General features: G+C 66.4%; 25 protein-coding genes. 23 read left to right on the top strand and 2 right to left on the bottom strand.

What is annotated here, in order from left to right:
• Positions 1-1,113: a 3-dehydroquinate synthase gene (aroB, locus tag AB0O58_RS08220; protein ID WP_032372482.1), complete on the top strand. Its 1,113-nt coding sequence runs from the start codon at positions 1-3 to the stop codon at positions 1,111-1,113.
• A gap of 102 nt (positions 1,114-1,215) precedes the next feature.
• Here the strand turns inward: aroB and AB0O58_RS08215 are convergent, their stop codons facing one another.
• Positions 1,216-1,866, bottom strand: a complete 651-nt coding sequence (locus tag AB0O58_RS08215) for a B-4DMT family transporter (protein WP_032372786.1) — start codon at positions 1,864-1,866, stop codon at positions 1,216-1,218.
• Between the two features lie 115 nt (positions 1,867-1,981).
• Between AB0O58_RS08215 and AB0O58_RS08210 the strand changes: the two genes are divergently transcribed.
• The 19 genes from AB0O58_RS08210 (at position 1,982) to AB0O58_RS08120 (ending at position 22,809) form a co-directional block, all read left to right on the top strand.
• Complete coding sequence (locus AB0O58_RS08210; RefSeq protein ID WP_032372481.1) at positions 1,982-3,073, top strand: Xaa-Pro peptidase family protein; 1,092 nt, start codon at positions 1,982-1,984, stop codon at positions 3,071-3,073.
• Positions 3,074-3,149: 76 nt separating this feature from the next.
• Complete coding sequence (gene efp / locus AB0O58_RS08205) at positions 3,150-3,713, top strand: elongation factor P (protein ID WP_027496978.1); 564 nt, start codon at positions 3,150-3,152, stop codon at positions 3,711-3,713.
• Position 3,714: 1 nt separating this feature from the next.
• A complete protein-coding gene (nusB, locus tag AB0O58_RS08200) occupies positions 3,715-4,269 on the top strand; it encodes a transcription antitermination factor NusB (RefSeq protein ID WP_032370491.1) in 555 nt (184 codons plus the stop codon).
• A gap of 141 nt (positions 4,270-4,410) precedes the next feature.
• Complete coding sequence (gene pyrR, locus AB0O58_RS08195; protein ID WP_032372479.1) at positions 4,411-4,998, top strand: bifunctional pyr operon transcriptional regulator/uracil phosphoribosyltransferase PyrR; 588 nt, start codon at positions 4,411-4,413, stop codon at positions 4,996-4,998.
• Complete coding sequence (locus AB0O58_RS08190) at positions 4,995-5,963, top strand: aspartate carbamoyltransferase catalytic subunit (RefSeq protein ID WP_032372478.1); 969 nt, start codon at positions 4,995-4,997, stop codon at positions 5,961-5,963. The genes pyrR and AB0O58_RS08190 overlap by 4 nt, the downstream gene beginning before the upstream one ends.
• Positions 5,960-7,276 carry a dihydroorotase gene (locus AB0O58_RS08185; protein WP_027496982.1) on the top strand — a complete coding sequence of 439 codons (1,317 nt, stop codon included), beginning with the start codon at positions 5,960-5,962 and terminating at the stop codon, positions 7,274-7,276. The genes AB0O58_RS08190 and AB0O58_RS08185 overlap by 4 nt, the downstream gene beginning before the upstream one ends.
• A 4-nt stretch (positions 7,277-7,280) precedes the next feature.
• The gene (locus AB0O58_RS08180) at positions 7,281-7,787 is read left to right on the top strand and encodes a hypothetical protein (RefSeq protein WP_032372477.1); all 507 of its coding nucleotides are present in this window, start codon (positions 7,281-7,283) and stop codon (positions 7,785-7,787) included.
• Complete coding sequence (gene carA, locus AB0O58_RS08175) at positions 7,784-8,914, top strand: glutamine-hydrolyzing carbamoyl-phosphate synthase small subunit (RefSeq protein WP_032370494.1); 1,131 nt, start codon at positions 7,784-7,786, stop codon at positions 8,912-8,914. Before AB0O58_RS08180 ends, carA begins: the two co-directional genes overlap by 4 nt.
• Positions 8,914-12,255, top strand: coding sequence for a carbamoyl-phosphate synthase large subunit (gene carB, locus AB0O58_RS08170; RefSeq protein WP_032372476.1), 3,342 nt, complete (start codon positions 8,914-8,916; stop codon positions 12,253-12,255). Before carA ends, carB begins: the two co-directional genes overlap by 1 nt.
• The gene (gene pyrF, locus AB0O58_RS08165; protein ID WP_032372475.1) at positions 12,252-13,082 is read left to right on the top strand and encodes an orotidine-5'-phosphate decarboxylase; all 831 of its coding nucleotides are present in this window, start codon (positions 12,252-12,254) and stop codon (positions 13,080-13,082) included. Before carB ends, pyrF begins: the two co-directional genes overlap by 4 nt.
• A gap of 205 nt (positions 13,083-13,287) precedes the next feature.
• Positions 13,288-13,608 (top strand): integration host factor, actinobacterial type, encoded by a 321-nt coding sequence (mihF, locus tag AB0O58_RS08160; RefSeq protein ID WP_027496987.1) that lies wholly within the window; start codon positions 13,288-13,290, stop codon positions 13,606-13,608.
• Positions 13,609-13,613: 5 nt separating this feature from the next.
• On the top strand, positions 13,614-14,225 hold the full coding sequence (gene gmk / locus AB0O58_RS08155) for a guanylate kinase (protein WP_032372474.1): 612 nt from the start codon (positions 13,614-13,616) through the stop codon (positions 14,223-14,225).
• Positions 14,226-14,297: 72 nt separating this feature from the next.
• On the top strand, positions 14,298-14,603 hold the full coding sequence (gene rpoZ, locus AB0O58_RS08150) for a DNA-directed RNA polymerase subunit omega (protein ID WP_008716576.1): 306 nt from the start codon (positions 14,298-14,300) through the stop codon (positions 14,601-14,603).
• A gap of 23 nt (positions 14,604-14,626) precedes the next feature.
• Entirely contained in the window at positions 14,627-15,880 is a 1,254-nt protein-coding gene (gene coaBC / locus AB0O58_RS08145; protein ID WP_032372473.1) for a bifunctional phosphopantothenoylcysteine decarboxylase/phosphopantothenate--cysteine ligase CoaBC, read from the top strand.
• A 180-nt stretch (positions 15,881-16,060) separates the two neighbouring features.
• Positions 16,061-17,275, top strand: a complete 1,215-nt coding sequence (metK, locus tag AB0O58_RS08140; protein WP_032372472.1) for a methionine adenosyltransferase — start codon at positions 16,061-16,063, stop codon at positions 17,273-17,275.
• A 156-nt stretch (positions 17,276-17,431) separates the two neighbouring features.
• Positions 17,432-19,399 carry a primosomal protein N' gene (locus tag AB0O58_RS08135; RefSeq protein WP_366238122.1) on the top strand — a complete coding sequence of 656 codons (1,968 nt, stop codon included), beginning with the start codon at positions 17,432-17,434 and terminating at the stop codon, positions 19,397-19,399.
• Between the two features lie 234 nt (positions 19,400-19,633).
• Positions 19,634-20,332 carry a PadR family transcriptional regulator gene (locus AB0O58_RS08130; RefSeq protein WP_080732089.1) on the top strand — a complete coding sequence of 233 codons (699 nt, stop codon included), beginning with the start codon at positions 19,634-19,636 and terminating at the stop codon, positions 20,330-20,332.
• An 87-nt stretch (positions 20,333-20,419) separates the two neighbouring features.
• Entirely contained in the window at positions 20,420-21,343 is a 924-nt protein-coding gene (fmt, locus tag AB0O58_RS08125) for a methionyl-tRNA formyltransferase (protein ID WP_366238094.1), read from the top strand.
• A complete protein-coding gene (locus AB0O58_RS08120) occupies positions 21,340-22,809 on the top strand; it encodes a transcription antitermination factor NusB (RefSeq protein ID WP_366238093.1) in 1,470 nt (489 codons plus the stop codon). Before fmt ends, AB0O58_RS08120 begins: the two co-directional genes overlap by 4 nt.
• On the opposite strand, the gene AB0O58_RS08115 is transcribed toward AB0O58_RS08120, so the two are convergent.
• Positions 22,810-23,199 carry an MmcQ/YjbR family DNA-binding protein gene (locus tag AB0O58_RS08115; protein ID WP_032372467.1) on the bottom strand — a complete coding sequence of 130 codons (390 nt, stop codon included), beginning with the start codon at positions 23,197-23,199 and terminating at the stop codon, positions 22,810-22,812. It abuts the gene before it with no gap.
• Positions 23,200-23,235: 36 nt separating this feature from the next.
• On the opposite strand from AB0O58_RS08115, the gene rpe reads away from it, so the two are divergent.
• The 3 genes from rpe to AB0O58_RS08100 are packed head-to-tail and all read left to right on the top strand — an operon-like array spanning position 23,236 to position 25,553.
• Positions 23,236-23,910: a ribulose-phosphate 3-epimerase gene (gene rpe / locus AB0O58_RS08110; RefSeq protein WP_032365752.1), complete on the top strand. Its 675-nt coding sequence runs from the start codon at positions 23,236-23,238 to the stop codon at positions 23,908-23,910.
• Positions 23,911-23,948: 38 nt separating this feature from the next.
• Positions 23,949-24,941, top strand: coding sequence for a bifunctional diaminohydroxyphosphoribosylaminopyrimidine deaminase/5-amino-6-(5-phosphoribosylamino)uracil reductase RibD (gene ribD, locus AB0O58_RS08105; RefSeq protein ID WP_045841913.1), 993 nt, complete (start codon positions 23,949-23,951; stop codon positions 24,939-24,941).
• Positions 24,942-25,553, top strand: a complete 612-nt coding sequence (locus AB0O58_RS08100; protein ID WP_027496999.1) for a riboflavin synthase — start codon at positions 24,942-24,944, stop codon at positions 25,551-25,553.
• The last annotated feature ends 54 nt before the right edge of the window (positions 25,554-25,607 follow it).

Raw genomic sequence — 25,607 nt, 5'->3', positions numbered from 1 at the left:
ATGACAGAGCCCGTACGCGTCCAGGTCGAGAGTGCCAACCCGTACCCGGTGATCATCGGCCGAGGCCTGTTGACGGACCTCGTCGACGAGCTCGCCGGAACCGCGACGGTCGCGATCTTCCATCAGCCACCCCTGGCCGAGACGGCCGAAGCAGTGCGAGCTGCATTGGCGGACAAGGGGATCGATGCACACCGCATCGAAGTTCCGGACGCCGAGGACGGCAAGGACCTCGCGGTCGCCGGATTCTGCTGGGAGGTGCTGGGACGCATCGGCCTGACCAGAAGTGACGCCATCGTCTCGCTCGGCGGCGGCGCGGCCACCGATCTCGCCGGTTTCGTGGCGGCGACGTGGATGCGCGGCGTTCGAATCGTCCACGTTCCGACGACTCTGCTGGCCATGGTCGACGCCGCCGTCGGTGGAAAGACCGGAATCAACACCGATGCCGGCAAGAACCTGGTCGGCTCGTTCCACGAACCGGCCGCGGTGCTGGTCGACCTCGCGACACTCGAGACCGTGCCGAAGAACGAGATCGTGTCGGGCCTGGCCGAGGTGATCAAGACCGGCTTCATCGCCGACCCGGTGATTCTGGACATCATCGAATCAGACCCCGCTGCGGCGCTCGATCCGACCGGCGACGTACTGCCGGAGCTCATCAGACGGTCCGTGGAAGTCAAGGCCAGGGTCGTGGCCGCCGATCTGCGGGAATCGAATCTACGGGAGATCCTGAACTACGGGCACACCCTCGCCCACGCCATCGAGCGACGCGAGCAGTATCGCTGGCGGCACGGAGCTGCGGTGTCGGTCGGGCTCGTGTTTGCCGCCGAGCTCGGTCGTCTGGCGGGCCGGCTCGACGACGCGACCGCGGACCGCCATCGGGCGATTCTCGAATCGGTCGGCCTGCCGGTGACCTACGACGAGCACGCGTTCGCGGATCTGCTCAAGGGAATGCAGACGGACAAGAAGAACCGCGCAGGCTTGCTTCGATTCGTCGTCCTGGACGGATTGGCCAAGCCCGGTCGACTCGAGGGCCCGGATCCGGCTCTGCTCGTCGCGGCTTTCTCGGCTGTGGGGCGCGAGGCTCCGGCGGCCGGTGGTTCCGCCATCATGTTGTAGATCCGGGTGTTGTAGGCCTGGGACACACTCCGAACACACAACGGGCGGTGGTCGATGCAAACACTGCATCGACCACCGCCCGTTGGACGTGTGTCGCGTGGATCAGGAGGCGTCGGCGCTCCCGCGACGGTTGCCGCGCTTGTCCATCCGGGGCTTGCCGTCGGCGTCGACAGCCGAGAACACCTCGGTGTCGGCCTCGCCGTGCTCGGGTGCCCATTGCGGTTCGGCCTGCGACCGCGTGCCCGCCCGGTCCGCCTGCTCGGCCGAGCCCGCGTTCACCAGCTGGCGCTCGTGTGCTCGCTCGGCGTCGGAGGTGGCCAACTTCTTCTTCGCCTCGCGGTTGACGATCTGCCTGCCGACGAACATCGCGATGCTCGCGACGACGAACACCGTCAGGATCGTGAACGCTGCGCCCGAGGTCAGCTCGAAGATCAGTCCGTTCTGACCCAGGCTGAAGTCGACGAAGAAATCGATGATCCAACTGAGCAATCCGGCGAGCAGTCCGCCGACCACAGCAGCCTTCAGCCAGACCATCGTCAGGTCCTCGCCCTTGTCCGGGTCGGGGTTCCTGCGTCGGTCGCGGATCCCGTCGATGCCGGCCCAGACGGCGATGACGAGCACGACGAGGGCATACGCCACCCATCGCAGCGCCGAACCGCTCAGAGGCCACATCGACACCGCTGCCCCCAGCAGCAGTCGAGCGACGACGTTGATCAAAGCCATACCTATGCCACGCACTGCCCACCCAGTCATGCGGCACAGCATATCCGCACGTGGCCGATTGTGTGTCGGGGCCCACAGGTTCGCAGTGGGGGCGGCGCAGCCGAGGCTCCCGATCCGTTGACGGCCGACCAGTAATGTCGGGAACATGTCTGCTGATTTCGGCGCCCGCCGCGGTGCCTTGCGAGAGCTGTTGACCCAGGACGGCCTCGACTCGATTCTGATCACCGACCTGCTCAATGTGCGCTACCTGACCGGCTTCACCGGCTCGAATGCCGCGCTGCTCGTGTCGACCGGAGGTGACGAGCGAACAGTGATCTGCACCGACGGCCGCTACGTCACCCAGGTCGCCGAGCAGGTTCCCGATCTGCGCGCAGAGATCGACCGCCCGTCGGCGCTGCACCTGCTCGGTTCCGGTATTTCCGGTCGCGGCACCCGTGTCGGCTTCGAGAGTCATGTGGTCACGGTCGACGCCCATCGGGCGTGGGCCGAGCTCGACGGCGGCCTCGAACTGGTGCGTGCGCCGGGAGTCGTGGAATCGCTGCGCATGGTCAAGGACGAGTACGAGGTGGGTGTGCTTCGAGACGCGTGCCGCGCCGCCGACGACGCGCTCGCCGAGCTTCTGAGCGGCGGCGGGATTCGCGCGGGCCGGACCGAGCGTGAGGTGGCTCGCGAGCTCGAATCGCTGATGCTCGATCACGGTGCCGACGCCGTCTCGTTCGAGACCATCGTTGCCGCCGGGGCGAACTCCGCGGTGCCGCATCACCGGCCGACCGACGCCGTACTGGCCGAGGGGGACTTCGTGAAGCTGGACTTCGGCGCGCTGGTGGCCGGGTACCACTCGGACATGACGCGCACCTTCGTCATCGGCGAGCCGGCGCAGTGGCAGCGCGAGCTGTACGAACTGGTGCAGCGGTCGCAGGCCGCAGGTCGCGAGGCGCTGGCACCCGGTATCGAGACCGCTTCGGTCGACGCCGCATCGCGGTCGGTCATCGAGGAGGCAGGGTACGGCGAGTACTTCCTGCACGGGCTCGGTCACGGAGTCGGCCTCGAAATTCACGAAGCGCCGGGAATCGCGAAGTCGAGCACCGGTACACTGCTGAGCGGTGCAGCGGTCACCGTCGAACCGGGTGTCTACTTCTCCGGCCGCGGCGGCGTTCGGATCGAGGACACACTCGTCGTTCGCGACGAGGGTCCGGAACTGCTCACCCTGACAAGCAAGGAACTCACGTCCGTCTAGCGCGCGGGCGGGAGCGAATCCCGCACGTGACCGACGGCGCGTCACGCGCACAAACGATTGAGGAGACGCGAAGCAAGTGGCTTCCACCAGCGATTTCAAGAACGGACTGGTTCTCAACCTGGAGAACCAGCTGTGGTCGATCATCGAATTTCAGCACGTCAAGCCCGGTAAGGGGCCTGCGTTCGTGCGAACCAAGCTCAAGAACGTGCTGTCGGGCAAGGTCGTAGACAAGACGTTCAACGCCGGTGTGAAGGTCGAGACCGCAACGGTCGACCGACGCGACATGACGTACCTCTACCACGACGGTAGCGACTACGTGTTCATGGATGCCGACACCTACGATCAGCTCTCCATCGGTGAGGCGACCGTCGGCGACGGCGCGCGATTCCTGCTCGAGAACCTTCGCGTCCAGGTCGCGATGCACGAGGGCGTCCCGCTGTACGTCGAGCTGCCCGTCACCGTCGAGCTCGAGGTCAAGCACACCGACCCCGGCCTGCAGGGAGACCGCTCGACCGGTGGCACCAAGCCGGCCACGCTCGAGACCGGAGCCGAGATCTCGGTGCCGTTGTTCATCAACACCGGCGACAAGCTCAAGGTCGATTCCCGTGACGGCAACTACCTCGGGCGTGTGAACTCCTAACGTGTCATCGAAGAAGTCGACATCCTCCGGTTCGCAGAACGGCGTCCCCGGCGCGAAGAAGCTGGGTGCGCGCCACAAGGCCCGCAAGCGTGCCGTGGATTTCCTGTTCGAGGCAGAAGCGCGCAACGTCGACCCGGTGAATCTGACCAGCGAACGGATCGAACTCGCGCGCGGCGACGACACGATCGCACCGGTCAGTGAGTACACCTCCACGCTGGTCGAGGGGGTGGCAGAGAACCTGGACCGACTGGACGGCGTGATCGCCGATCATCTCAAGGATTGGACGATCGGCCGCCTGCCCGCAGTCGATCGGGCGATCTTGCGGGTCGCGGTGTGGGAGCTCTTCCACGCCACCGACGTCCCACCGGTCGTTGCTGTCGACGAGGCCGTCGAGCTGGCCAAGCAGCTGTCCACCGACGATTCGCCGGGCTTCGTCAACGGTGTACTCGGCCAGATCGTGCTCGTGGCACCGCAGGTTCGCGCCGCTGCGGCAGCTGTGTCGTCGCGTCCCCAGGCCGCAGGCCCGGACGATGCGACGGTCGACTCCGATCAGTGACACACCCGTCCACGGCAGTGTGACCGAACGCTCTGCGAGCCTGGTGGGTCCGGTTCGCAGAGCGTTGCTAGGCTTTACGCAGTTCTAGTGCCAGACATCCTTTAACGATCCGTCCAGAGAGGCGGAGAAGGAGGTCGTAGTTTGCCTGCGCCCGAAAGTTCATCCGCCGATTCTGCCGTCCGCGAGTTGCTGTCCGCAGCCGATGTAGGTCGGACCATCTCTCGTATGGCTCACCAGATCATCGAGAAGACCGCGCTCGACGCTCCCGACTCGCCGCGTGTCGTGCTGCTGGGCATTCCCACTCGCGGTACCACTCTGGCCGAGCGTCTCGCCGAACGTATCGAGGCGTTCTCCGGCGTGCGGCCCCCGCTCGGCTCGCTCGACATCACCCTGTACCGCGACGATCTGCGCAACAAGCCGCACCGTCCACTCGAACGCACCTCGGTGCCGACCGGCGGAGTCGACGATGCCCTGGTCGTTCTGGTCGACGACGTGCTGTTTTCCGGCCGTACCGTCCGCTCGGCGCTCGACGCGCTGCGCGATGTCGGACGCCCTCGCGCCGTCCAACTCGCGGTCCTGATCGATCGCGGCCACCGCGAACTTCCCCTCCGGGCGGATTACGTGGGCAAGAACGTGCCCACGGCCCGCTCCGAGGACGTCTCGGTGCTGCTCTCCGAGCACGACGGGCGGGATGGCGTCAGCTTGTCCGAGGGAGGATCGACGCGATGAAACACCTGCTGTCGGTCGCCGACCTCACCGCAGAATCCGCCACCGAACTACTCGACGAGGCCGAACGTTTCGAGCAGGCACTGCTCGGTCGCGAGGTCAAGAAGCTGCCGACATTGCGCGGCCGGACGATCATGACCGTCTTCTTCGAGAACTCCACCCGAACACGGGTGTCGTTCGAGGTCGCGGGCAAATGGATGAGTGCCGACGTGATCAACGTCAGCGCCAGCAGTTCGTCGGTATCCAAGGGGGAGTCCCTCCGCGACACTGCGATGACCCTGCGTGCGGCCGGTGCCGACGCACTCATCGTCCGCCACCCTGCGTCCGGTGCCGCGCACCAGATCGCCCGGTGGACCGCCGACCAAGGCGCTGGTCTCGATGGTCGTTCCGCTGGTGCCGGTCCTGCGGTCATCAATGCGGGCGACGGTACCCACGAACACCCCACTCAGGCGCTACTCGATGCCCTGACGGTTCGGCAACGCCTGGGCGATATCTCCGGTCGCCGGATCGCGATCGTCGGCGATGTTCTGCACAGCCGGGTAGCGCGATCGAACGCGATTCTCCTGTCCACCCTCGGAGCCGACGTCGTGCTGGTAGCGCCACCGACTCTGCTGCCGGTCGGTGTCGAGGGCTGGCCGGTTCGGGTCTCGCACGACATCGATGCCGAGCTACCCGGGTTGGACGCGGTGTTGATGCTTCGGGTGCAGGCCGAGCGGATGAACGGCGGGTTCTTTCCGTCGGCGCGGGAGTACTCGATCACGTACGGGCTTTCGCAGCGCCGACTCGACTTGCTGCCCGAGCACGCCGTGGTGCTGCATCCGGGGCCGATGCTGCGCGGTATGGAGATCGCGTCCTCGGTGGCTGACTCACCCAAAACTGCAGTCTTGCAACAGGTTACGAATGGAGTTCACGTGCGGATGGCAGTCCTGTTCCGATTGCTGGTCGGTTCGGACGGGGGAGCATCATGACCGCTCCGGCACCGTCGGTACTGCTGCGTGGAGTCCTGCTGTACGGCGAGGGCCCCGAAACGAACGTCCTGATCACTGGCGAGGAGATCGTCGAGATCGGGCCTGACGTCGACGCCGACGGTGCCGACGTGGTCGAGGCGCGCGGCCAGGTTCTGCTGCCCGGATTCGTCGACATGCACACCCATCTGCGGGAGCCCGGTCGGGAAGACACCGAGACCATCGAATCCGGCTCCGCCGCAGCCGCTCTGGGCGGGTACACCGCCGTGTTCGCCATGGCCAACACCTCGCCGGTCGCGGATTCGGTCGTCGTGACCGACCATGTGTGGCGCCGCGGACAGGAAGTCGGGCTCGTCGACGTGCACCCCGTCGGGGCCGTCACCGTGGGGCTCGAAGGCAAGCAGCTGGCCGAGATGGCCACGATGGCTGCCGGGGTCGGTCGGGTCAAGATGTTCTCCGACGACGGCCACTGCGTCGACGATCCCTTGATCATGCGTCGCGCACTGGAGTACTCGAGTTCGCTCGGAGTGTTGATCGCCCAGCATGCGGAAGAACCGCGATTGACCGTCGGTTCGGTCGCTCACGAGGGTCCCAACGCCGCCCGGCTCGGTCTCACCGGATGGCCCCGTGCCGCCGAGGAATCGATCGTCGCGCGCGATGCCCTGCTCGCTCGGGACGCGAATGCGCGGGTGCACATCTGCCATGCCTCCACTGCCGGCACCGTCGAGTTGCTGAAATGGGCTCGGGGGCAGGGAATTTCGATCACCGCCGAGGTAACGCCCCATCACCTGCTCCTCGACGACTCGCGTCTGGAGACGTACGACGCCGTCAACAAGGTGAACCCGCCGTTGCGCGAGAAGTCCGACGTGGACGCGTTGCGCAGGGGTCTTGCCGACGGCGTGATCGATTGCGTGGCAACCGATCACGCACCGCATGCCGAGCAGGACAAGTGCTGTGAGTTCTCCATCGCGCGGCCCGGGATGCTCGGACTGGAGACCGCGCTGTCGATCGTCGTCGACACGATGGTGAACCCGGGTCTGCTGGACTGGCGCGGTGTGGCGAGGGTCATGAGCGAACGTCCGGCCGAGATCGTCGGCCTGGCAGATCAGGGCCGTCCGATCGAGGTGGGCGAAATCGCCAACCTGACGCTGGTCGATCCGAAGGCCGACTGGACGGTGTCGGGCAAGAAGCTCGCCAGCGTCGCACACAACACACCGTTCGAGGACATGAGCTTCTCGTCCAAGGTGACCACGACCGTCTTCCGTGGACGTATCACCGTCCGCGACGGAGTCGTGGCGAACAGGGCAGGGGAGTAGAGCCGTGGACAGAGTTCTCATCGTCATCGGCTTCATCCTGTTCTGGGCGCTGATGATCGCGCTGATCTTCCGGGGTTGGCGCGGGCGTCAGAAGCGTCAGGAAGGACGCATCGGCGAGTTCCCGGCCGTGCCGGACGACCTGGGTGCCAACCGAATCCAGCCGGCCACCGGGCTCTACGTCGGCAGCACCATTGCGCCGAGTTGGCAGGACCGGATCGCCGTGGGCGACATCGGCCACCGCGCCACCGGCGAGCTGTCACGACACGAGAAGGGAATCCTCCTCGATCGGGACGGCGAGTCACCCATCTGGATTCCGAACGAATCGATCCGGGCGATCCGTACCGAGCGCGGACTCGCGGGCAAGGTCATGACCAAGGACGGTCTCCTGGTGATCCGATGGGAGTTGCCGACGGGGACCGAGATAGACACCGGCTTCAGGGCCGACGACAAGCAGATCTACCCGGTGTGGACAGAGGGTTTCACCGGAGAAACCAAGGAGGAAACCGCGTGAGCAGCGCAGTTCTTGTTCTGGAGGACGGCCGGACGTTCCGCGGCACCACGTTCGGGGCCCAGGGACGCACGCTCGGCGAAGCCGTCTTCTGCACCGGTATGACCGGATACCAGGAGACGCTGACCGATCCGAGCTACCACCGCCAGATCGTGGTGGCCACGGCTCCGCAGATCGGTAACACCGGCTGGAACCAGGAGGACGGCGAGGCGGCCAGTGCCCAGGATCCCAACAAGATCTGGGTCGCCGGTTACGTCGTTCGAGATCCAGCGCGCCGGACGTCGAGCTGGCGCTCGACCGGAACGCTGCAAGACCAGCTCGAGGCGCAGAACGTCGTCGGCATCGCCGGAATCGACACGCGTGCCCTGGTTCGGCACCTGCGTACGCGCGGTTCGATGCGGGCGGGAGTGTTCTCGGGCGACGCCCTTGGCACCTCTGAAGAGATGCTCGAGCAGGTGACCGGTCAGCAGTCCATGCTCGGCGCGGATCTCGCCGGCGAGGTGACCACCGGTGCCGGGTACACCATCGAACCGACCGGCGACGCTCGATTCACCGTCGTGGCAGTCGATCTCGGCATCAAGACCAACACTCCACGAATGTTCGCCGAGCGCGGTATCCGCGTGCACGTGGTGCCGTCGAACACCAGCATCGAGCAGGTTCTCGAACTGAACCCGGACGGTGTGTTCCTGTCCAACGGCCCGGGAGACCCGGCCACGGCAGACACGAGTGTCGCGCTGACAAGGCAGGTACTCGAACGAGAGCTGCCGCTGTTCGGCATCTGCTTCGGCAACCAGATCTTCGGGCGGGCACTGGGTCGCGGCACGTACAAGATGAAGTTCGGCCACCGCGGCATGAACATCCCGGTCATCGAGCACACCACCGGTCGCATCGCGATCACCGCGCAGAATCACGGGTTCGCACTCGAAGGTGAAGCCGGCGAGGAGTTCGACACCGACTTCGGTCGAGCACGAATCAGCCACACCTGCGCCAACGACGGCACCGTCGAGGGCGTCGAGCTGATCGGCGGCAGCGCCTTCTCGGTGCAGTACCACCCCGAGGCCGCGGCCGGCCCGCACGACGCCGCCTACCTCTTCGACCGTTTCACCAGCGTCCTTCAGGAGAAGAAGTAATGCCACGCCGCACAGACCTGAACCACGTCCTGGTCATCGGATCCGGCCCGATCGTCATCGGCCAGGCCTGCGAGTTCGACTACTCCGGCACCCAGGCGTGTCGAGTGCTTCGTGAGGAAGGCCTACGGGTCAGCCTCGTCAACTCGAACCCGGCCACGATCATGACCGACCCGGAGTTCGCCGACGCGACGTACGTCGAGCCGATCACCGCGGAGTTCATCGAGAAGATCTTCGCTCGCGAGGCCGAGCAGGGCCACCCCATCCAGGCCGTACTCGCGACCCTGGGCGGACAGACGGCTCTCAATGCTGCTGTCGCTCTGCACGATCAGGGCATTCTCACCAAGTACGGCGTCGAACTGATCGGGGCCGACTTCGACGCGATCCAGCGCGGCGAGGACCGACAGAAGTTCAAGGACATCGTCGCCAAGGTCGGTGGAGAATCCGCCAAGTCGGCCGTCTGCTACACGATGGACGAGGTACGCGAGACCGTCGCCGAGCTCGGTTTCCCGGTCGTCGTCCGGCCGTCGTTCACGATGGGTGGGCTCGGTTCGGGATTGGCCTACAACAACGAGGATCTGACTCGGATCGCGGGAGGCGGCCTGGCGGCGTCCCCGACGGCCAACGTGTTGATCGAGGAGTCCATCCTCGGCTGGAAGGAATACGAGCTCGAGCTCATGCGTGACGGCCGCGACAACGTGGTCATCGTCTGTTCCATCGAGAACGTGGATCCCGTCGGCGTGCACACCGGTGACTCGGTCACCGTCGCGCCGGCGATGACGCTGACCGACCGCGAGTACCAGAAGATGCGCGACCTCTCCATCGACATCCTGCGCGAGGTGGGCGTCGACACCGGTGGCTGCAACATCCAGTTCGCCATGGATCCGGCCGACGGCCGACTCGTCGTCATCGAGATGAACCCGCGAGTGTCACGCTCGTCGGCTCTGGCGTCCAAGGCCACGGGCTACCCGATCGCCAAGATGGCCGCCAAGCTGGCCATCGGGTACACCCTCGACGAGATCGTCAACGACATCACCAAGGAGACGCCGGCCTGCTTCGAGCCGACGCTGGACTACGTGGTGGTCAAGGCACCGCGATTCGCGTTCGAGAAGTTCCCCGGTGCCGACGGCACACTGACCACGACGATGAAGTCCGTCGGCGAGGCGATGTCCATCGGCCGCAACTTCACCGAGGCCTTCGGCAAGGTGATGCGCTCGCTCGAAACCAAGCGCGCGGGCTACTGGACCGGCCCCGAGGTCGAGGCAGAAAGTCTGGACGCGTTGCTGAAGGACCTGTCCGTACCGCAGGACGGTCGGATGTACGGGATCGAGAAGGCATTCGCTCTCGGTGCCACCCTCGAGCAGCTGTTCGAGGCGACCAAGATCGACCCGTGGTTCCTCGACCAGTTCCAGCAGATCCACGAACTCGGCGTCCAGGTTCGCGAGGCGGCCGAATTCGACGAGGCGCTGCTGCGTCAGGCCAAGTACCACGGTCTGTCCGATCGCCAGATCGCCGCTCTGCGACCCGAACTCGACGGTGAGGACGGAGTGCGGGCGCTGCGCGACGAGCTCGGTGTGCACCCGGTCTACAAGACTGTCGACACCTGTGCGGCGGAGTTCGAGGCCAAGACCCCGTACCACTACGGCACCTACGAGCTCGACCCCGAAGCCGAGACCGAGGTTGCCCCGCAGCCGGACCGGCCCAAGGTCCTGATCCTCGGATCCGGTCCCAACCGCATCGGTCAGGGCATCGAATTCGACTACAGCTGTGTGCACGCGGCGCTGACGCTGTCCGAGGCCGGCTACGAGACGGTCATGGTCAACTGCAACCCCGAGACAGTCTCCACCGACTACGACACCGCCGATCGCCTGTACTTCGAGCCGCTGACGTTCGAGGACGTGCTCGAGGTGTACCGGGCCGAGGCGGCGTCGGGAACGGTGCGCGGGGTCATCGTGCAGCTGGGCGGACAGACCCCGCTCGGTCTGGCGAAGCGACTGAAAGCCGCAGGCGTACCCATCGTCGGAACCTCTCCCGAGGCCATCGACCTCGCCGAGGACCGCGGAGAGTTCGGCAAGGTACTGGACGCGGCAGGACTGCCGGCAGCCAAGTACGGCACCGCGACGACGTTCGACGGGGCGCGTGAGATCGCCGCAGGAATCGGTTACCCGGTGTTGGTGCGCCCGTCGTACGTGCTGGGCGGACGCGGTATGGAGATCGTCTACGACGAGGCATCCCTGGCGACCTACATCTCCAATGCGACGGAGATCTCGGACGACCGACCGGTGCTGGTCGACCGGTTCCTGGAAGATGCCGTGGAGATCGACGTCGACGCGCTGTGCGACGGCACCGAGGTGTACATCGGCGGCATCATGGAGCACATCGAGGAGGCCGGCATCCACTCCGGCGACTCCGCATGTGCGCTCCCGCCGATCACGCTCGGCAAGACCGACTTGGAGAACGTGCGTCGATCGACCGAAGCCCTCGCGAAGGGAATCGGTGTCCAGGGCCTGCTGAACGTGCAGTACGCCCTCAAGGACGACATTCTGTACGTCCTCGAGGCCAACCCTCGGGCCAGCCGGACGGTGCCGTTCGTGTCCAAGGCGACGGCCGTGCAGCTGGCGAAGGCCTGCGCCCGAGTGATGTTGGGGGAGAGCATCGCCGAACTTCGGATTGCGGGAATCCTGCCGGAGACCGGAGACGGTGGCACCGTCCCGGCGGGTGCGCCTATCGCCGTCAAGGAAGCGGTGTTGCCGTTCAACAGGTTCCGCCGCGCGGACGGAACCGGCGTCGACACACTGCTCAGCCCGGAGATGAAGTCCACCGGTGAGGTGATGGGTATCGACTTCGATTTCGGCACTGCCTTCGCCAAGAGTCAGACCGCCGCGTACGGTTCGCTGCCCGCCGGCGGTGCAGTATTCGTGTCGGTGGCGAACAAGGACAAGCGGTCGTTGATCTTCCCGGTGAAACGACTCGCCGATCTCGGGTTCGACATCCTGGCCACCGAAGGAACCGCAGATGTGTTGCGGCGCAACGGAATCAAGTGCGAGCAGGTGTACAAGCAGTCGGGCGAGGATGTCCCGGAGGGTGAGCAGACGATCGTCGACCGCATCCTGGCCGGCGACATCGCGATGGTCATCAATACCCCGTACGGCAACTCCGGTCCCCGCGTCGACGGATACGAAATCCGTTCTGCCGCTGTGGCGCAGAACATTCCGTGCATCACCACGGTGCAGGGTGCGTCGGCCGCAGTGCAGGGCATCGAGGCCGCCATCGCCGGTGGAATCGGTGTTCGTTCCCTGCAGGATCTGCATGCGGGTCTGAAGGAAGGCCTGGTTCTGCCGTGAGTCATCACCACAGTTGGTCGGACCGGCTCCGGGCAGCGGTCGCCGCGCGCGGTCGGCTGTGCGTCGGCATCGATCCGCATCCGGCTCTGCTCGAGGCGTGGGACCTGCCGCGCTCGGCGGACGGTCTCGAGGTCTTCGCCGAGCTGTGTGTGGAGGCGTTCGTCGGTGAGGTGGCTGTCGTCAAGCCTCAGGTGGCGTTCTTCGAGTCGTACGGTTCAGCCGGCTATGCGGTTCTCGAGCGCACTGTCGGGGTGTTGCGGGACGCAGGCACGTTGGTGATCGCCGATGCCAAGCGCGGCGATATCGGAACGACGATGGATGCGTACGCGCAGGCGTGGCTGGAGCCGGGTTCTCCGTTGTCGTCCGATGCCGTCACGGTGTCGCCGTACCTGGGGTTCGACTCGTTGGGTGCGGCGATCGACCGAGCTGTCGCAAACGACCGCGGAGTGTTCGTCCTTGCCCGGACGTCGAATCCGGAAGGTTCCGCGCTGCAGCACGCGTCGATGTCGACGGGTGGGTCCGTTGCGCAGTCGATCGTCGACGCGGCGGCTGCGCGCAACCGTGTCGATGCGGACACGGTGGGCCTGGTGGTCGGCGCCACCCGCGATCACGGCCTCGATCTGTCGGGCTACCGCGGGCCGGTGCTCGCGCCCGGCTTGGGTGCCCAAGGTGCCACGGTGAACGATCTGGCAGAGATCTTCCGTGATTGCCGAGAGCTGCTGTTGCCGAACTCCTCTCGGAGTGTGCTGGCGGCGGGTCCGTCGGTGACGGCGTTGCGTGCGGCGGCGACGCAGTTGCGTGACGAGATCGAAGCGGGTCTCGCATAGTCCATGGTCGCGTCGGCGAGCGTGTGGGGGTGGGTTAGCGGTGAGCGCCCGTCGTCGGTACGGTCGCTAACGCTGCCGACGACAATGCGAATCGACCGGGAACCCCTGCACGGATGGTCCTCGGCAGGCACCTACCGATGAGCGGCGTACCGATCCTGATCGGACCGGTCGCTCGCCCCGAAACGAGAAGACGGAGGAACCGACAGTGGCCCTTCCCCAGTTGACCCCCGAGCAGCGCGCTGCTGCCCTCGAGAAGGCAGCTATCGCCCGCAAGGCTCGCGCCGAGCTCAAGGAGCGCCTCAAGCGCGGCGGCACCGACCTCAAGCAGGTTCTCAAGGACGCCGAGACGGACGAGATTCTCGGCAAGATGAAGGTATCCGCATTGCTCGAGGCGTTGCCGAAGGTGGGCAAGGTCAAGGCCGCGGAGCTGATGACGGAGTTGGAGATCGCGCCCACTCGTCGACTGCGCGGACTCGGGGATCGGCAGCGCAAAGCGCTGTTGACGAAGTTCGATTTCGAGGCCTGACGACGGTGAGTGACACTGCGGCGACGTCCGCGCCGGAGAAGAAGCGGGGCCGGTTGGTGGTGCTGTCCGGCCCTTCCGGCGTCGGCAAGTCCAGTGTCGTTCGGCTCGTGCGCGCGGCGCTACCGGAGCTGGTCTTCAGTGTGTCGGTCACGACGCGATCGCCGCGGCCCGGCGAGGTGGATGGTCAGGACTACCACTTCGTGTCGTCCGAGGAGTTCGACCGGATGATCGCCGACGGTGAGCTGTTGGAGTGGGCGAGTATCCACGGCGGCCTGCAGCGGTCGGGAACCCCTGCAGCCGCAGTGGACGCCGCTCTGGAAGCCGGCAGTCCGGTACTGCTCGAGCTCGATCTGGCCGGTGCGCGTGCCGTTCGGGTGTCCAAGCCGGAAGCCCTGCTGGTGTTCATGGCACCGCCGACGTGGGAAGACCTGGTCTCTCGTCTGGTAGGTCGAGCGACGGAGGAGAGCGCCGCCACCGAGCGGCGGCTGGAAACGGCGAGGGTGGAATTGGCGGCACAGGACGAGTTCGACACGGTCGTTGTCAATACCGATGTCGACCATTCGTGCGAACAGTTGGTATCCTTGTTGGTCGGTAGGTCGTCGGTCGGTAACAGCTGACCATATTCACGGCGCACGAGGCCCCGACCAGCTAGTTCGTAGCACCAACGATGCAATTTCAGGAGATCATCAGTGAGCAGCACTTCAGCGGCCGTTTCCGACTTCGACGGACGCAGCGCTCTGCCGGCCTACGACACGCCGCTCGGCATCACCAATCCACCCATCGACGAATTGCTCGCGCGCACCTCGTCGAAGTACGCCCTCGTCATCTACGCAGCCAAGCGTGCACGCCAGATCAACGACTACTACAACCAGCTCGGTGACGGAATCCTCGAATACGTGGGACCGCTGGTCGAGCCCGGTCTGCAGGAAAAGCCGCTGTCCATCGCGCTTCGCGAGATTCACGCAGACCTCCTCGAGCACACCGAAGGCGAATAAGAACCCGACAGGGGACACCTGACGTGCATGTGGTCGTCGGAGTAGGCGGCGGTATCGCCGCCTACAAGAGTTGTGCGCTCATTCGAAAATTCACCGAGAACGGCCATCAGGTTCGAGTGATTCCGACTGCGTCGGCGCTCGAATTCGTCGGCCGCGCAACATTCGAGGCATTGTCCGGCCAGCCGGTGCACACCGGCGTGTTCGCCGATGTGCCCGAGGTGCCGCACGTCCGGCTGGGGCAGGAAGCGGATCTCGTCGTCGTCGCGCCGGCCACCGCGGACCTGATGGCTCGAATCGCGGGCGGGCGGGCGGACGATCTGCTCACCGCGACGTTGCTGACCGCTCGGTGCCCCGTCGTGTTGGCCCCGGCCATGCACACGGAGATGTGGGAACACCCGGCCACCGTCGCGAACGTCACCACGCTCCGATCGCGCGGTACCCAGGTGATCGAGCCTGCGTCCGGCCGGTTGACCGGACGCGACACCGGTTCGGGCCGACTGCCCGAGCCCGAGGAGATTTTCGCTCTCGCCATGCTGCTGACCGAACGTGCGGACGCGATGCCGCGCGATCTCGAGGGACGGCGAATTCTGATCTCGGCCGGTGGTACGCGGGAACCCCTCGATCCCGTTCGTTTTCTGGGGAATCGGAGTTCCGGCAAGCAGGGGTACGCGTTGGCTCGCGTCGCAGCCCAGCGCGGTGCCCACGTGACCTTGATCGCCGGGTACACCAGCGACCTCGAGGCACCCGCGGCGGTCGATGTGGTCCACGTGAAGACCGCGTCCGATATGCAGGACGCGGTGCGCTCGTATGCGACCGACGTCGACGCAGTGGTGATGGCGGCTGCGGTCGCCGACTTCAGACCCGAGTCCATCGCGAGCAGCAAGATCAAGAAGGGCTCGAACGAACCGTCGTCGATCCCTCTGGTCCGCAACGACGACATCCTCGCCGGTCTCGTGTCGGCTCGGCACAGCGGAGACGTCCGATCGTCGACGGTGATCGTCGGATTCGCCGCCGAGACGGGCGACGCCGACGGTGACGTGCTCACCTACGCGCGAGCCAAGCTCGAACGCAAAGGCTGCGATCTGCTCGTCGTCAATGCGGTGGGTGACGGCAAGGCCTTCGAGGTCGACCACAACGACGGCTGGTTGTTGGGGTCCGACGGCTCCGAGGCCGCGCTGGGGGAGGGCTCGAAAGCTCTGCTCGCCAGCAGGGTGTTGGATTCGGTCGCCCAGATGCTTCGCTCCCGCGATACGCGGCCCACTTCGGACACCCGCTGATGTCGAGGGTGCACGATCGATGTCGTAGCAGCTAGCGTTCTGGGTACCAGGGCGACAGCGCCGTAAAGGTTTGCGTGGCTCCCACAGGGGCGATAACACCGAGGGAACATCAATTTTCGTGGAGTGCTCGGCCGGCATCAGCCGTCGGGTCGGGCAAGAACATGCGTCGAGAGGAAGTCCGTGAGCAAGTCCGGTAGTCGGCTTTTCACCAGCGAGTCCGTTACAGAAGGTCATCCAGACAAGATCTGTGACGCCATCAGCGATTCCATCCTCGACGCTCTTCTCACCGAGGATCCGCGAGCCCGAGTGGCGGTGGAGACGCTCGTCACCACGGGCCAGGTCCACGTCGCAGGTGAGGTGAACACCACCGCCTACGCCGACATCCCGAAGATCGTGCGCGAGAAGGTGCTCGAGATCGGATACGACTCGTCCGCCAAGGGATTCGACGGAAACTCCTGTGGTGTGAACGTCGCCATCGGCGCGCAGTCACCCGAGATCGCGCAGGGCGTCGACCATTCGCACGAGGCCCGCGTCGAAGGATTGTCCGACGACGAGATCGACCGTCAGGGTGCCGGCGACCAAGGATTGATGTTCGGCTACGCCAACACCGATACGCCCGAGCTCATGCCACTGCCGATTGCGTTGGCACACAGGCTTTCTCGGAGACTGACCGAGGTTCGCAAGAGCGGTGTGCTGCCGTATCTGCGTCCGGACGGCAAGACTCAGGTCACCATCGAGTACGACGGGGACGACGCCGTTCGTCTCGATACCGTCGTGATCTCGACGCAGCATGCAGCAGACATCGACCTCGACAACCTGCTCACTCCCGACATCCGCGAGAAGGTCCTGGGCTCGGTACTCGCAGAGCTGGACGTACCGACTCTCGACACCTCGAACGTCCGGTTGCTGGTCAATCCCACCGGAAAGTTCGTGCTGGGTGGTCCGATGGGAGACGCCGGTCTGACCGGCCGAAAGATCATCGTCGACACGTACGGCGGCATGGCTCGGCACGGCGGCGGAGCATTCTCGGGCAAGGACCCGTCGAAGGTCGACCGCAGCGCCGCATACGCAATGAGGTGGGTCGCCAAGAATGCGGTCGCAGCCGGTCTGGCCGACCGCATCGAGGTGCAGGTGGCCTATGCGATCGGCAAGGCAGCACCGGTCGGTCTGTTCGTCGAGACGTTCGGCACCGAGAAGACCGATCCCGCGCGTATTCAGGCGGCGATCAGCGAGGTCTTCGACCTCCGTCCCGGTGCCATCATCCGCGACCTCGACCTGCTGCGCCCGATCTACGCGCAGACGGCCGCGTACGGTCACTTCGGACGTACCGACATCGATCTTCCGTGGGAATCCACCGATCGCGCCGACAAGCTCCGGGATGCGGCAGGCCTGTAGGTCCCTCCACTCCGGCAGCGATGCTGCCGCACGTACCCTGTTCGCACCGGCTCGGTGCTCCCACGACGAGTGTGGGGTGACGATCGAGAAGGAGGTGCGGTGGCTGGTGTGACGCCGGTAGCGGCAACCGATCTGCCGATCGCGCGCATTCTTCCGATGCTTCCGCTGCCGCACCTCGACCGCGAGTTCGATTACCTCGTTCCCGAGGACGTCAGCGACGATGCCCAGCCCGGTGTGCGGGTACGCGTTCGTTTTGCCGGCCGGCTCGTCGACGGGTTCGTACTCGCCAGGCTGGCCGAGACCGACCATCCCGGTCGTCTCGGCTGGCTGGACCGGGTCGTGTCCGCCGAGCGCGTACTGACTCCCGAGATCGCCGAGTTGGTGTCGGCGGTGGCCGATCGCTACGCAGGAACGCGAGCGGATGTGCTGCGTCTGGCGGTTCCGGCTCGCCACGCACGGGTCGAGGCAGAGCCCCCTCCGGTCGTCGACGAGGCAGCAGAGCCGGTCGTCGATCGCACGGGCTGGGCGGCGTATACCCATGGCTCCAATTTCCTCGATGCCCTTGGCGAGCACCGTGTTCCGCGTGCGGTGTGGCAGGCCCTACCCGGCGAGGTGTGGCCCGCTCGATTGGCCGAATTGGCTGCCGTCACCGTGGGGAGCGGACGGTCCGCAGTGGTCGTGGTGCCCGACCAACGGGATCTCGATCGCCTGGAGGGTGCATGCGCCGCGGCAGTCGGGGCCGACCGTGTGGTGGCGCTGTCGGCCGGTTTGGGACCGGCCAAGCGGTACCGGCAGTGGTTGCGCTGTCTGAGGTCGGGCCCCGTTGTCGTGGTAGGGACACGCAGTGCGGTGTTCGCGCCCGTGTCGAACCTCGGCCTGATCGCGATCTGGGACGACGGCGACGACAGTTTCGCCGAACCACGCTCACCGTATCCGCATGCACGTGAGGTGGCGTTGCTCCGCGCGCACGTGTCGGGAGCCGCGGTCGTCGTCGGCGGACATTCCCGGACGGCCGAGGCCGAGGCTCTCGTCGATTCCGGCTGGGCCCACGACCTGGTCGCCCCACGTGAGCTGGTGCGTGAACGGCAACCTCACGTGGTCGCGCTGGCCGACTCGGACCACGCGCTCGCTCGGGATCCGGCAGCCCGGGTCGCGCGGCTACCGGCGATCGCTTTCGAGGCCGCACGTGCGGCGCTGAAAGCGGATACCCCTGTGCTGGTTCAGGTTCCACGCGCCGGTTATGTTCCGTCGCTGGCGTGTGCGAAGTGCCGCCATCCGGCTCGGTGTCGACGCTGCAACGGTCCGCTCGCCCTGCCCTCGGCTCCGGGCAGCGACGGCGCGGGCAGCCCGACGTGTTCCTGGTGCGGAATCGCCGATGCCGCACACCGCTGCACGGTCTGCGGGTCGCGCAACCTGCGCGCCGTGGTGATCGGAGCGGGACGCACGGCCGAGGAGCTCGGCCGCGCCTTCCCTGGCGTGCCGATACACAACTCCGGTGGGGCCACCGTCCTCGATACCGTGCGCCCCGGTGGTTCGCTCGTGGTGTCGACCGTCGGTGCCGAGCCGACCGTGGACGGCGGATACGGCGCCGCGCTGCTGCTCGACGGTTGGGCGCTGCTGGGCCGGGCGGATCTGCGTGCGGCAGAAGAGACACTGCGCCGCTGGATGACGGCTGCGTCGATGGTTCGGCCCGGGGCGGCTGGGGGACGTGTGGTCGTGGTGGCCGAGTCCGAGATCCCCACCGTCCAGGCCCTGGTGCGCTGGGATCCGCTGTGGCACGCGCGCAGTCAGCTGGACGAACGAGTCGAGGTTCGGTTTCCACCGGCCGTTCACGTGGCGGCGATCGACGGGACCACTGACGCGATAACAGCGTTGGTCGACAGTGCAGATCTACCCGAGACGGTCGAGGTACTGGGTCCCGTCGATCTCCCGGACGGTCAACGCGCACCTGCGGGTAGCGGCGAGGACGGGTTGTCCGGAGACGTGCAGCGGCTCCTGATCCGGGTTCCGCGAAGCACCGGAGCAGCGCTGGCGCGAGCGCTGTCGACTGCGCAGGCGTCCCGAAGCGCCAAAAAGCTCGGCGCGGGCGTACGGATTCAGATCGATCCCATTCGGATCGGGTGATGGGCTTTCTCTGTCCTGTTGCGTTCCCGTCGTCCAGATAGAGAGGCAACCTCAGGGTCTTGTCGAAGTTGTATTGCCGATATATCGTCGACTCGTTCAATCGATACGAAGGAGAACGAGATGAACTACGCATTCGAAGACTTTGCACACGAATTCGGACGCCGCGGAGGTCCCCGGATGGGACTCGCAGGCAATCGGCACGGAGACCCGCGCCGACGCGGCGCGCCGTTCCAGATGTGGGTTGCGCAGGACGATGAGCACGGCCCGGCAGAAGACGGAGAACCAGACGGCGGAGAACGACACGAGAGAGGTCGGGGAAGGAGAGGTCACGGAGAACACGGCAGACGTCGGGGAGGTCCTGTCGGGCGGGGGCGTGACGGTATGTGGCCCGGTGGTGTCGGGGCCGGCGGTTTCGGGCCGAATGCCGACTTCGGTCGTGGTCGGGGCCGAGGCGGTCGGGGCCGACGTGGCGATGTCCGCGCTGCGATCCTCCTGCTGCTCGAGGACCGGCCGATGCACGGTTACGAACTCATCCAGCAGATCGCCGAGAAGAGCAACGGAACCTGGAAGCCGAGTCCGGGATCGATATACCCGGCTCTGTCGCAGCTCGAAGACGAGGGCTTGGTGCTGATCGACAAGGTGGCCGGCCGCAAGACGGCAGCACTGACGGCCGAGGGCAGGCGTCATGTCGACGACCATCGAGCAGATCTCGGCAGTCCTTGGGACGACGTAGCCGATTCCGTCGGCATCGATGCACGTGATCTTCGGGCACTGATCGGACAATTGATGGGAGCGGCCGGTCAGGTGGCCGGAGTCGGAACCGTGCGTCAGGTCGACCAGGCAGCCGAGGTGCTCATCGAGGCACGCCGATCGCTGTATCGCATCCTCGCGGAGGACGCTTCCGACAGTTCCGACAGCACCGACGCGACGTGATCGTCGGTGCGGAATCGTCGCACGCTGTCGTGACTCCCTAGGATGGACAACCGACATCGTTTCGTCCATCCCAGGGAGTTGCCTTCAGTGCGCGTCGTCTTCGCCGGAACACCGGAACCCGCGGTCCCGTCACTCGCGCGACTGTTGGAGTCCGAACGGCACGAGGTGATCGCCGTGGTCACCCGGCCCGACGCCGCAGCCGGCCGTGGACGCAAGACCGTGCGCTCGCCCGTAGGAGTGTTGGCGGACGAGCACGGCATCCCGGTACTCACTCCCGCGAGGCCGTCGGACCCGGAGTTCGTGGCGGCGCTGACCGACCTCGCCCCCGACGTGTGCCCGGTCGTTGCGTACGGCGCGTTGTTGCCGCAACAGGTACTCGACATACCTCGGTACGGCTGGATCAATCTGCACTTCTCACTGTTGCCCGCGTGGCGTGGCGCGGCACCGGTACAGGCCGCGATCGCCGCGGGCGACGACGTCACAGGCGCATCGACGTTCCTTCTCGACGTCGGGATGGACACCGGTCCGGTACTCGGTGTCACCACCGAACGGATTCGGGATTCCGACACCACGGGTGATCTGCTCGGGCGTCTGGCGTCGAGCGGAGCCCATTTGCTCGCCGCGACGTTGGACGCGATCGAGGACGGAACGGCGGCAGCGCTACCGCAATCCGAGGACGGTGTGTCCTACGCGAGCAAAGTGACAGTCGATGCCGCGCGCATCGACTGGACGCGATCCGCGGCATTCGTCGACCGACACATCAGATCCGTCACACCGGCCCCGGGAGCGTGGACGACCATCGGGGATCTCCGCGTCAAGATCGCTCCTGTTCAGCTGTCGCCGGACGCGTTGGAGCCGGGAACGATCGACGTACGCAAGACCGGTGTACACATCGGAACCGGAACCGGCGCAGTCGTTCTCGGTGATATTCAACCTCAGGGCAAGAAGGTCATGAGGGCACTCGACTGGGCGCGCGGCGCTCGGCTGGACGATACGGCGGTGGCACGATGACAGAGCCCGACAGGCCTCGTAAGCGCGAGTCGAGCCAGCCCCGCAAGTACGTCAAGAAGTCACCGGGGGCACGTGGGCCCAAAGGGAACCGGCCGCCGCAGGGCACCGGACCCCGTGCGGTCGACGCGATCGATCCGGCACGGCGTGCGGCGAGAGACGTGCTCAAAGCGGTGCGGGAGCGCGATGCATACGCGAACCTGGTGCTGCCCGGGTTGCTCCGCGAGCGCAAGTTGGATTCTCGCGATGCCGCGCTGGCCACCGAACTCGCCTACGGCGCATCACGCGCTCGGGGTGTGCTCGACGCCGTGATCGCACACGCGGCCGGGCGGCCTGCCGCAGAGATCGACGGACCACTGCTCGACATCCTTCGGCTCGGGGCCTATCAGCTGCTGCGCACCCGGGTTGCCCCGCACGCAGCCGTCGCCACGTCGGTAGATCTCGCCCGCTCCGAATTCGGTTCCGGCAAGGCAGGTTTCGTCAACGCCGTGCTGCGACGAGTGTCCGAGCGAACCGCAGCGCAGTGGGTCGACGAGCTGGCACCGGCGACGACGGCGGATCCGGTCGGTCACCTGGCATTCGAATACGCCCATCCCAAGTGGATTGCGCAGGCCTTCGCCGATGCGCTCGGAGCCGATGCCGGGGAACTCGCCGCGGTGCTCGAGGCGGACGACGCGCGTCCCTCGGTCCACCTCGTCGCGCGACCGGGAGAGATTTCCGCCGAAGAACTGGCGCTGATCACCGGGGGAGAGGAAGGTCCCTATTCGCCGTACGCGGTGCACCTCGACGGCGGCGACCCCGGCAAGCTCGATGCCGTCCGGGACGGACTGGCCGGAGTCCAGGACGAGGGCAGTCAGCTCGTCGGCCGCGCGCTGACGTTGGCACCGTTGCTCGGCGACGACGGTGGCAGATGGTTGGACCTGTGCGCCGGTCCGGGCGGCAAGGCCGCCCTGCTCGGTGCCCTGGCGGAGATCGACGGCGCACGGGTCGACGCCGTCGAACCGACCCCGCACCGCGCCGACCTCGTGTCCAAGACCACCAAGGACCTACCGGTGACGGTGCACACCGTCGATGGCCGCGAGTCCGGACTCGACGCGGGTTACGACCGCGTGCTCGTCGACGCGCCGTGCACCGGTCTCGGAGCGCTGCGTCGTCGCCCCGAAGCGCGGTGGCGTCGCCAACCGTCCGACGTGGCGGCATTGGTCACCCTGCAGAAGGAATTGCTGGCGGCAGCGATCGATCTGGTCCGGCCCGGCGGGGTGGTGCTGTACTCGACGTGCTCGCCGCATCTGTCCGAAACAGCGGCCGTCGTTGCAGACGCCGTACGCCGGTACGGCGTCGAACAGCTCGACACCCGCGTGCTCGTGCCGGGAGTACCGCAACTGGGTGACGGCCCGTCGGTGCAACTGTGGCCGCATCGGCACGGTACCGACGCGATGTTCATGGCGGCGCTGCGCAAGCCGGTCTGATCACCCTCCGGCCAGGAACGCCTCGGCCACGTCTGCGGGTGCGTACACCAGCCACCCGTCGACGAGGAGTTCGCGCAGTTCGTCGTCCTCGGCGTTGTCGACGTCGATCAGAACGGCAGAGAACCCGTCGAAGTGCGGGATCGTGAAGCACGAGCGCGGATGTGCGGCGAGGATGGCTTCCTTCTCGTGCAGGTCGGCAGTCCTGACGGCCAGGATCGGTCCGGCGGGCGGGGTCTCGTCGCCGAATCGTTTCAGGTCGGCCTTGCTGAACGGTCGTACCCACGCGAACACGTGCTTGCCGATGCCCCAGGCGGGATTCCCGTACCGAACGCTTTCGGTGACTTCGGGCAATTCGGCAAGGACGGCGCTCGCGGAGTCCATGGTGGCCATGTCGGCACGATACCGGCTCGACTAGGCTCACCAGTCGTGGTTTCCCCGATGATCGCTCCCTCGATTCTGTCCGCCGATTTCGCGCGCCTCGCCGCCGAAGCCGATGCCGTCGCGGGGGCCGATTGGCTCCACGTCGACGTCATGGACGCACACTTCGTCCCCAACCTCACCCTCGGGCTACCGGTGGTCGAGAGTCTGCTCAAAGCAACGAGCATTCCCCTCGATTGCCACTTGATGATCGAGGATCCGGCGCGCTGGGCCCCGCCGTATGCCGAGGCCGGGGCATACAACGTCACGTTCCACGCCGAAGCAACGGATGACCCCAGCGCCGTGGCGCGCGACATCAGGGCCGCCGGTGCGAAAGCCGGCCTGTCGGTGAAGCCGGGTACCCCGATCGAGCCCTACCTCGAGATTCTGCGCGACTTCGACACTCTGCTGGTGATGAGTGTGGAGCCCGGTTTCGGAGGGCAGTCGTTCATGCCCGAAGTACTGTCCAAAGCCAAAGCTGTTCGGGCACTTGTCGATTCCGGAGATCTACGCTTGGTGGTCGAGATCGACGGCGGCATAAACTCCGACACCATCGAGCAGGCCGCCGAGGCCGGCATCGATTGCTTCGTGGCCGGTTCGGCCGTGTACAACACCGCCGATCCCGCCGCCGCAGTGCGTGATCTCCGCGGCCGGGCCGCCCGCGCATCGCACCACCTGTCGTGACCGATGCCCCGGGCTCGGCCGTGTCGGTCGTCGAGGCGATGGCTCTGGCCGTCGACGCGTCCGAGGCCGCTCGGGGCATCAGCAGCCCCAACCCCGCGGTCGGTGCCGTGATCCTCGACGCCCGCGGCATCGTGGTGGGCTCCGGCTCCACCCGTCCACCCGGCGGCCCCCACGCCGAGATCGTCGCACTCACCGAGGCCGGCGACCGTGCGCGCGGCGGCACCGCGGTGGTGACACTCGAGCCGTGCAACCACACGGGCCGCACCGGACCGTGCTCGCAGGCTCTCGTCGCAGCCGGGGTCGCGTCGGTCGTGTTCGCGATAGCGGATCCGAACCCGCTCGCGTCCGGCGGGGCAGACACACTGCGGAACGCCGGGATTCGCGTCGAACAGGGCGTGGGGACGCGCGAGGTACAGCAGGGGCCACTGCGGGCCTGGCTGCACAAACAACGCACCGGACGGCCGCACGTCACTTGGAAATACGCCGCGACGCTCGACGGACGCAGCGCCGCCGCCGACGGAACGAGCCAGTGGATCACCGGACCCGAGGCGCGGGCGCACGTGCACGCCGAACGGGCCAAGCTCGACGCCATCGTCGTCGGAACCGGAACCGTACTGGCCGACGATCCACGGCTGACTGCTCGTCGCCCCGACGGCACCCTGGCATCGCATCAGCCGGTTCGAGTCGTCGTCGGATCGAGGCCCGCACCGGCGACCGCCGCGATCCGCGGTCCGGAGGCACCGACGGTGTTTCTGGACACACACGACCCGGCTGCGGTGATCGACGCGCTGAGCGAGTACACCGACATTCAGATAGAAGGTGGTCCGACTCTGGCAGGCGCGTTCCTCGCCGCCGGTCTCGTGGACCGCGTTGTCGCCTACATCGCACCTGCGGTGTTGGGGACCGGCCCGGCTGCGGTGGAGAATGCGGGGATCGGAACAATTGCCGACGCAATTCGGTTCCGCACGGAGACAGTCACCATGATCGGCAACGACGTTCTTCTGAGTGTCGTGCCCGAAGGAGCGAAGTAGATGTTCACCGGAATCGTCGAAGAGCTGGGCGAGATCGTGGCCAAGGACGAACTGCCCGACGCCGCTCGCTTCACCGTCCGGGGCCCGGTGGTGACCTCCGATGCCGGCCACGGGGATTCCATCGCGGTGAACGGAGTGTGTCTGACCGTCGTCGAAGTACTTCCCGACGGCGGATTCACCGCCGACGTCATGCAGGAGACGTTGAACCGATCGAGCCTCGGCGCTCTGGATGTCGGCAGTCGCGTCAACCTCGAACGCGCAGCGGCACTCGGTAGCAGGCTCGGCGGGCACCTCGTCCAAGGACACGTCGACGGAACCGGCACGGTAGCCGGACGCAGCCCGTCCGAGAACTGGACCGTCGTGCGCATCACCATGCCCACGTCGGTAGCGCGCTACGTCGTCGAGAAAGGATCCATCACGGTCGACGGTGTCTCGCTCACCGTGTCCGGGCTCGGAGTCGACGACGGCGGGCACTGGTTCGAGATCTCGCTGATCCCCACCACCCTCGACCTGACCACACTCGGCACGGCCGAGGTGGGTTCACCGGTCAACCTCGAAGTCGACGTCATCGCCAAGTACGTGGAGCGGCTGCAGGCGATCGACGCACAGTAAGTACTGTTGAAGTGCACGCAGGTAACGGTGCATCGGAGACATTTCCAGGGCGCT

The organism is Rhodococcus sp. NPDC080181, assembly GCF_040702225.1.
GTDB lineage: Bacteria > Actinomycetota > Actinomycetes > Mycobacteriales > Mycobacteriaceae > Rhodococcoides > Rhodococcoides fascians.
Note: the sequence above shows the minus strand (reverse complement) of the source record. Positions and strands in the feature narration are given on the sequence as shown.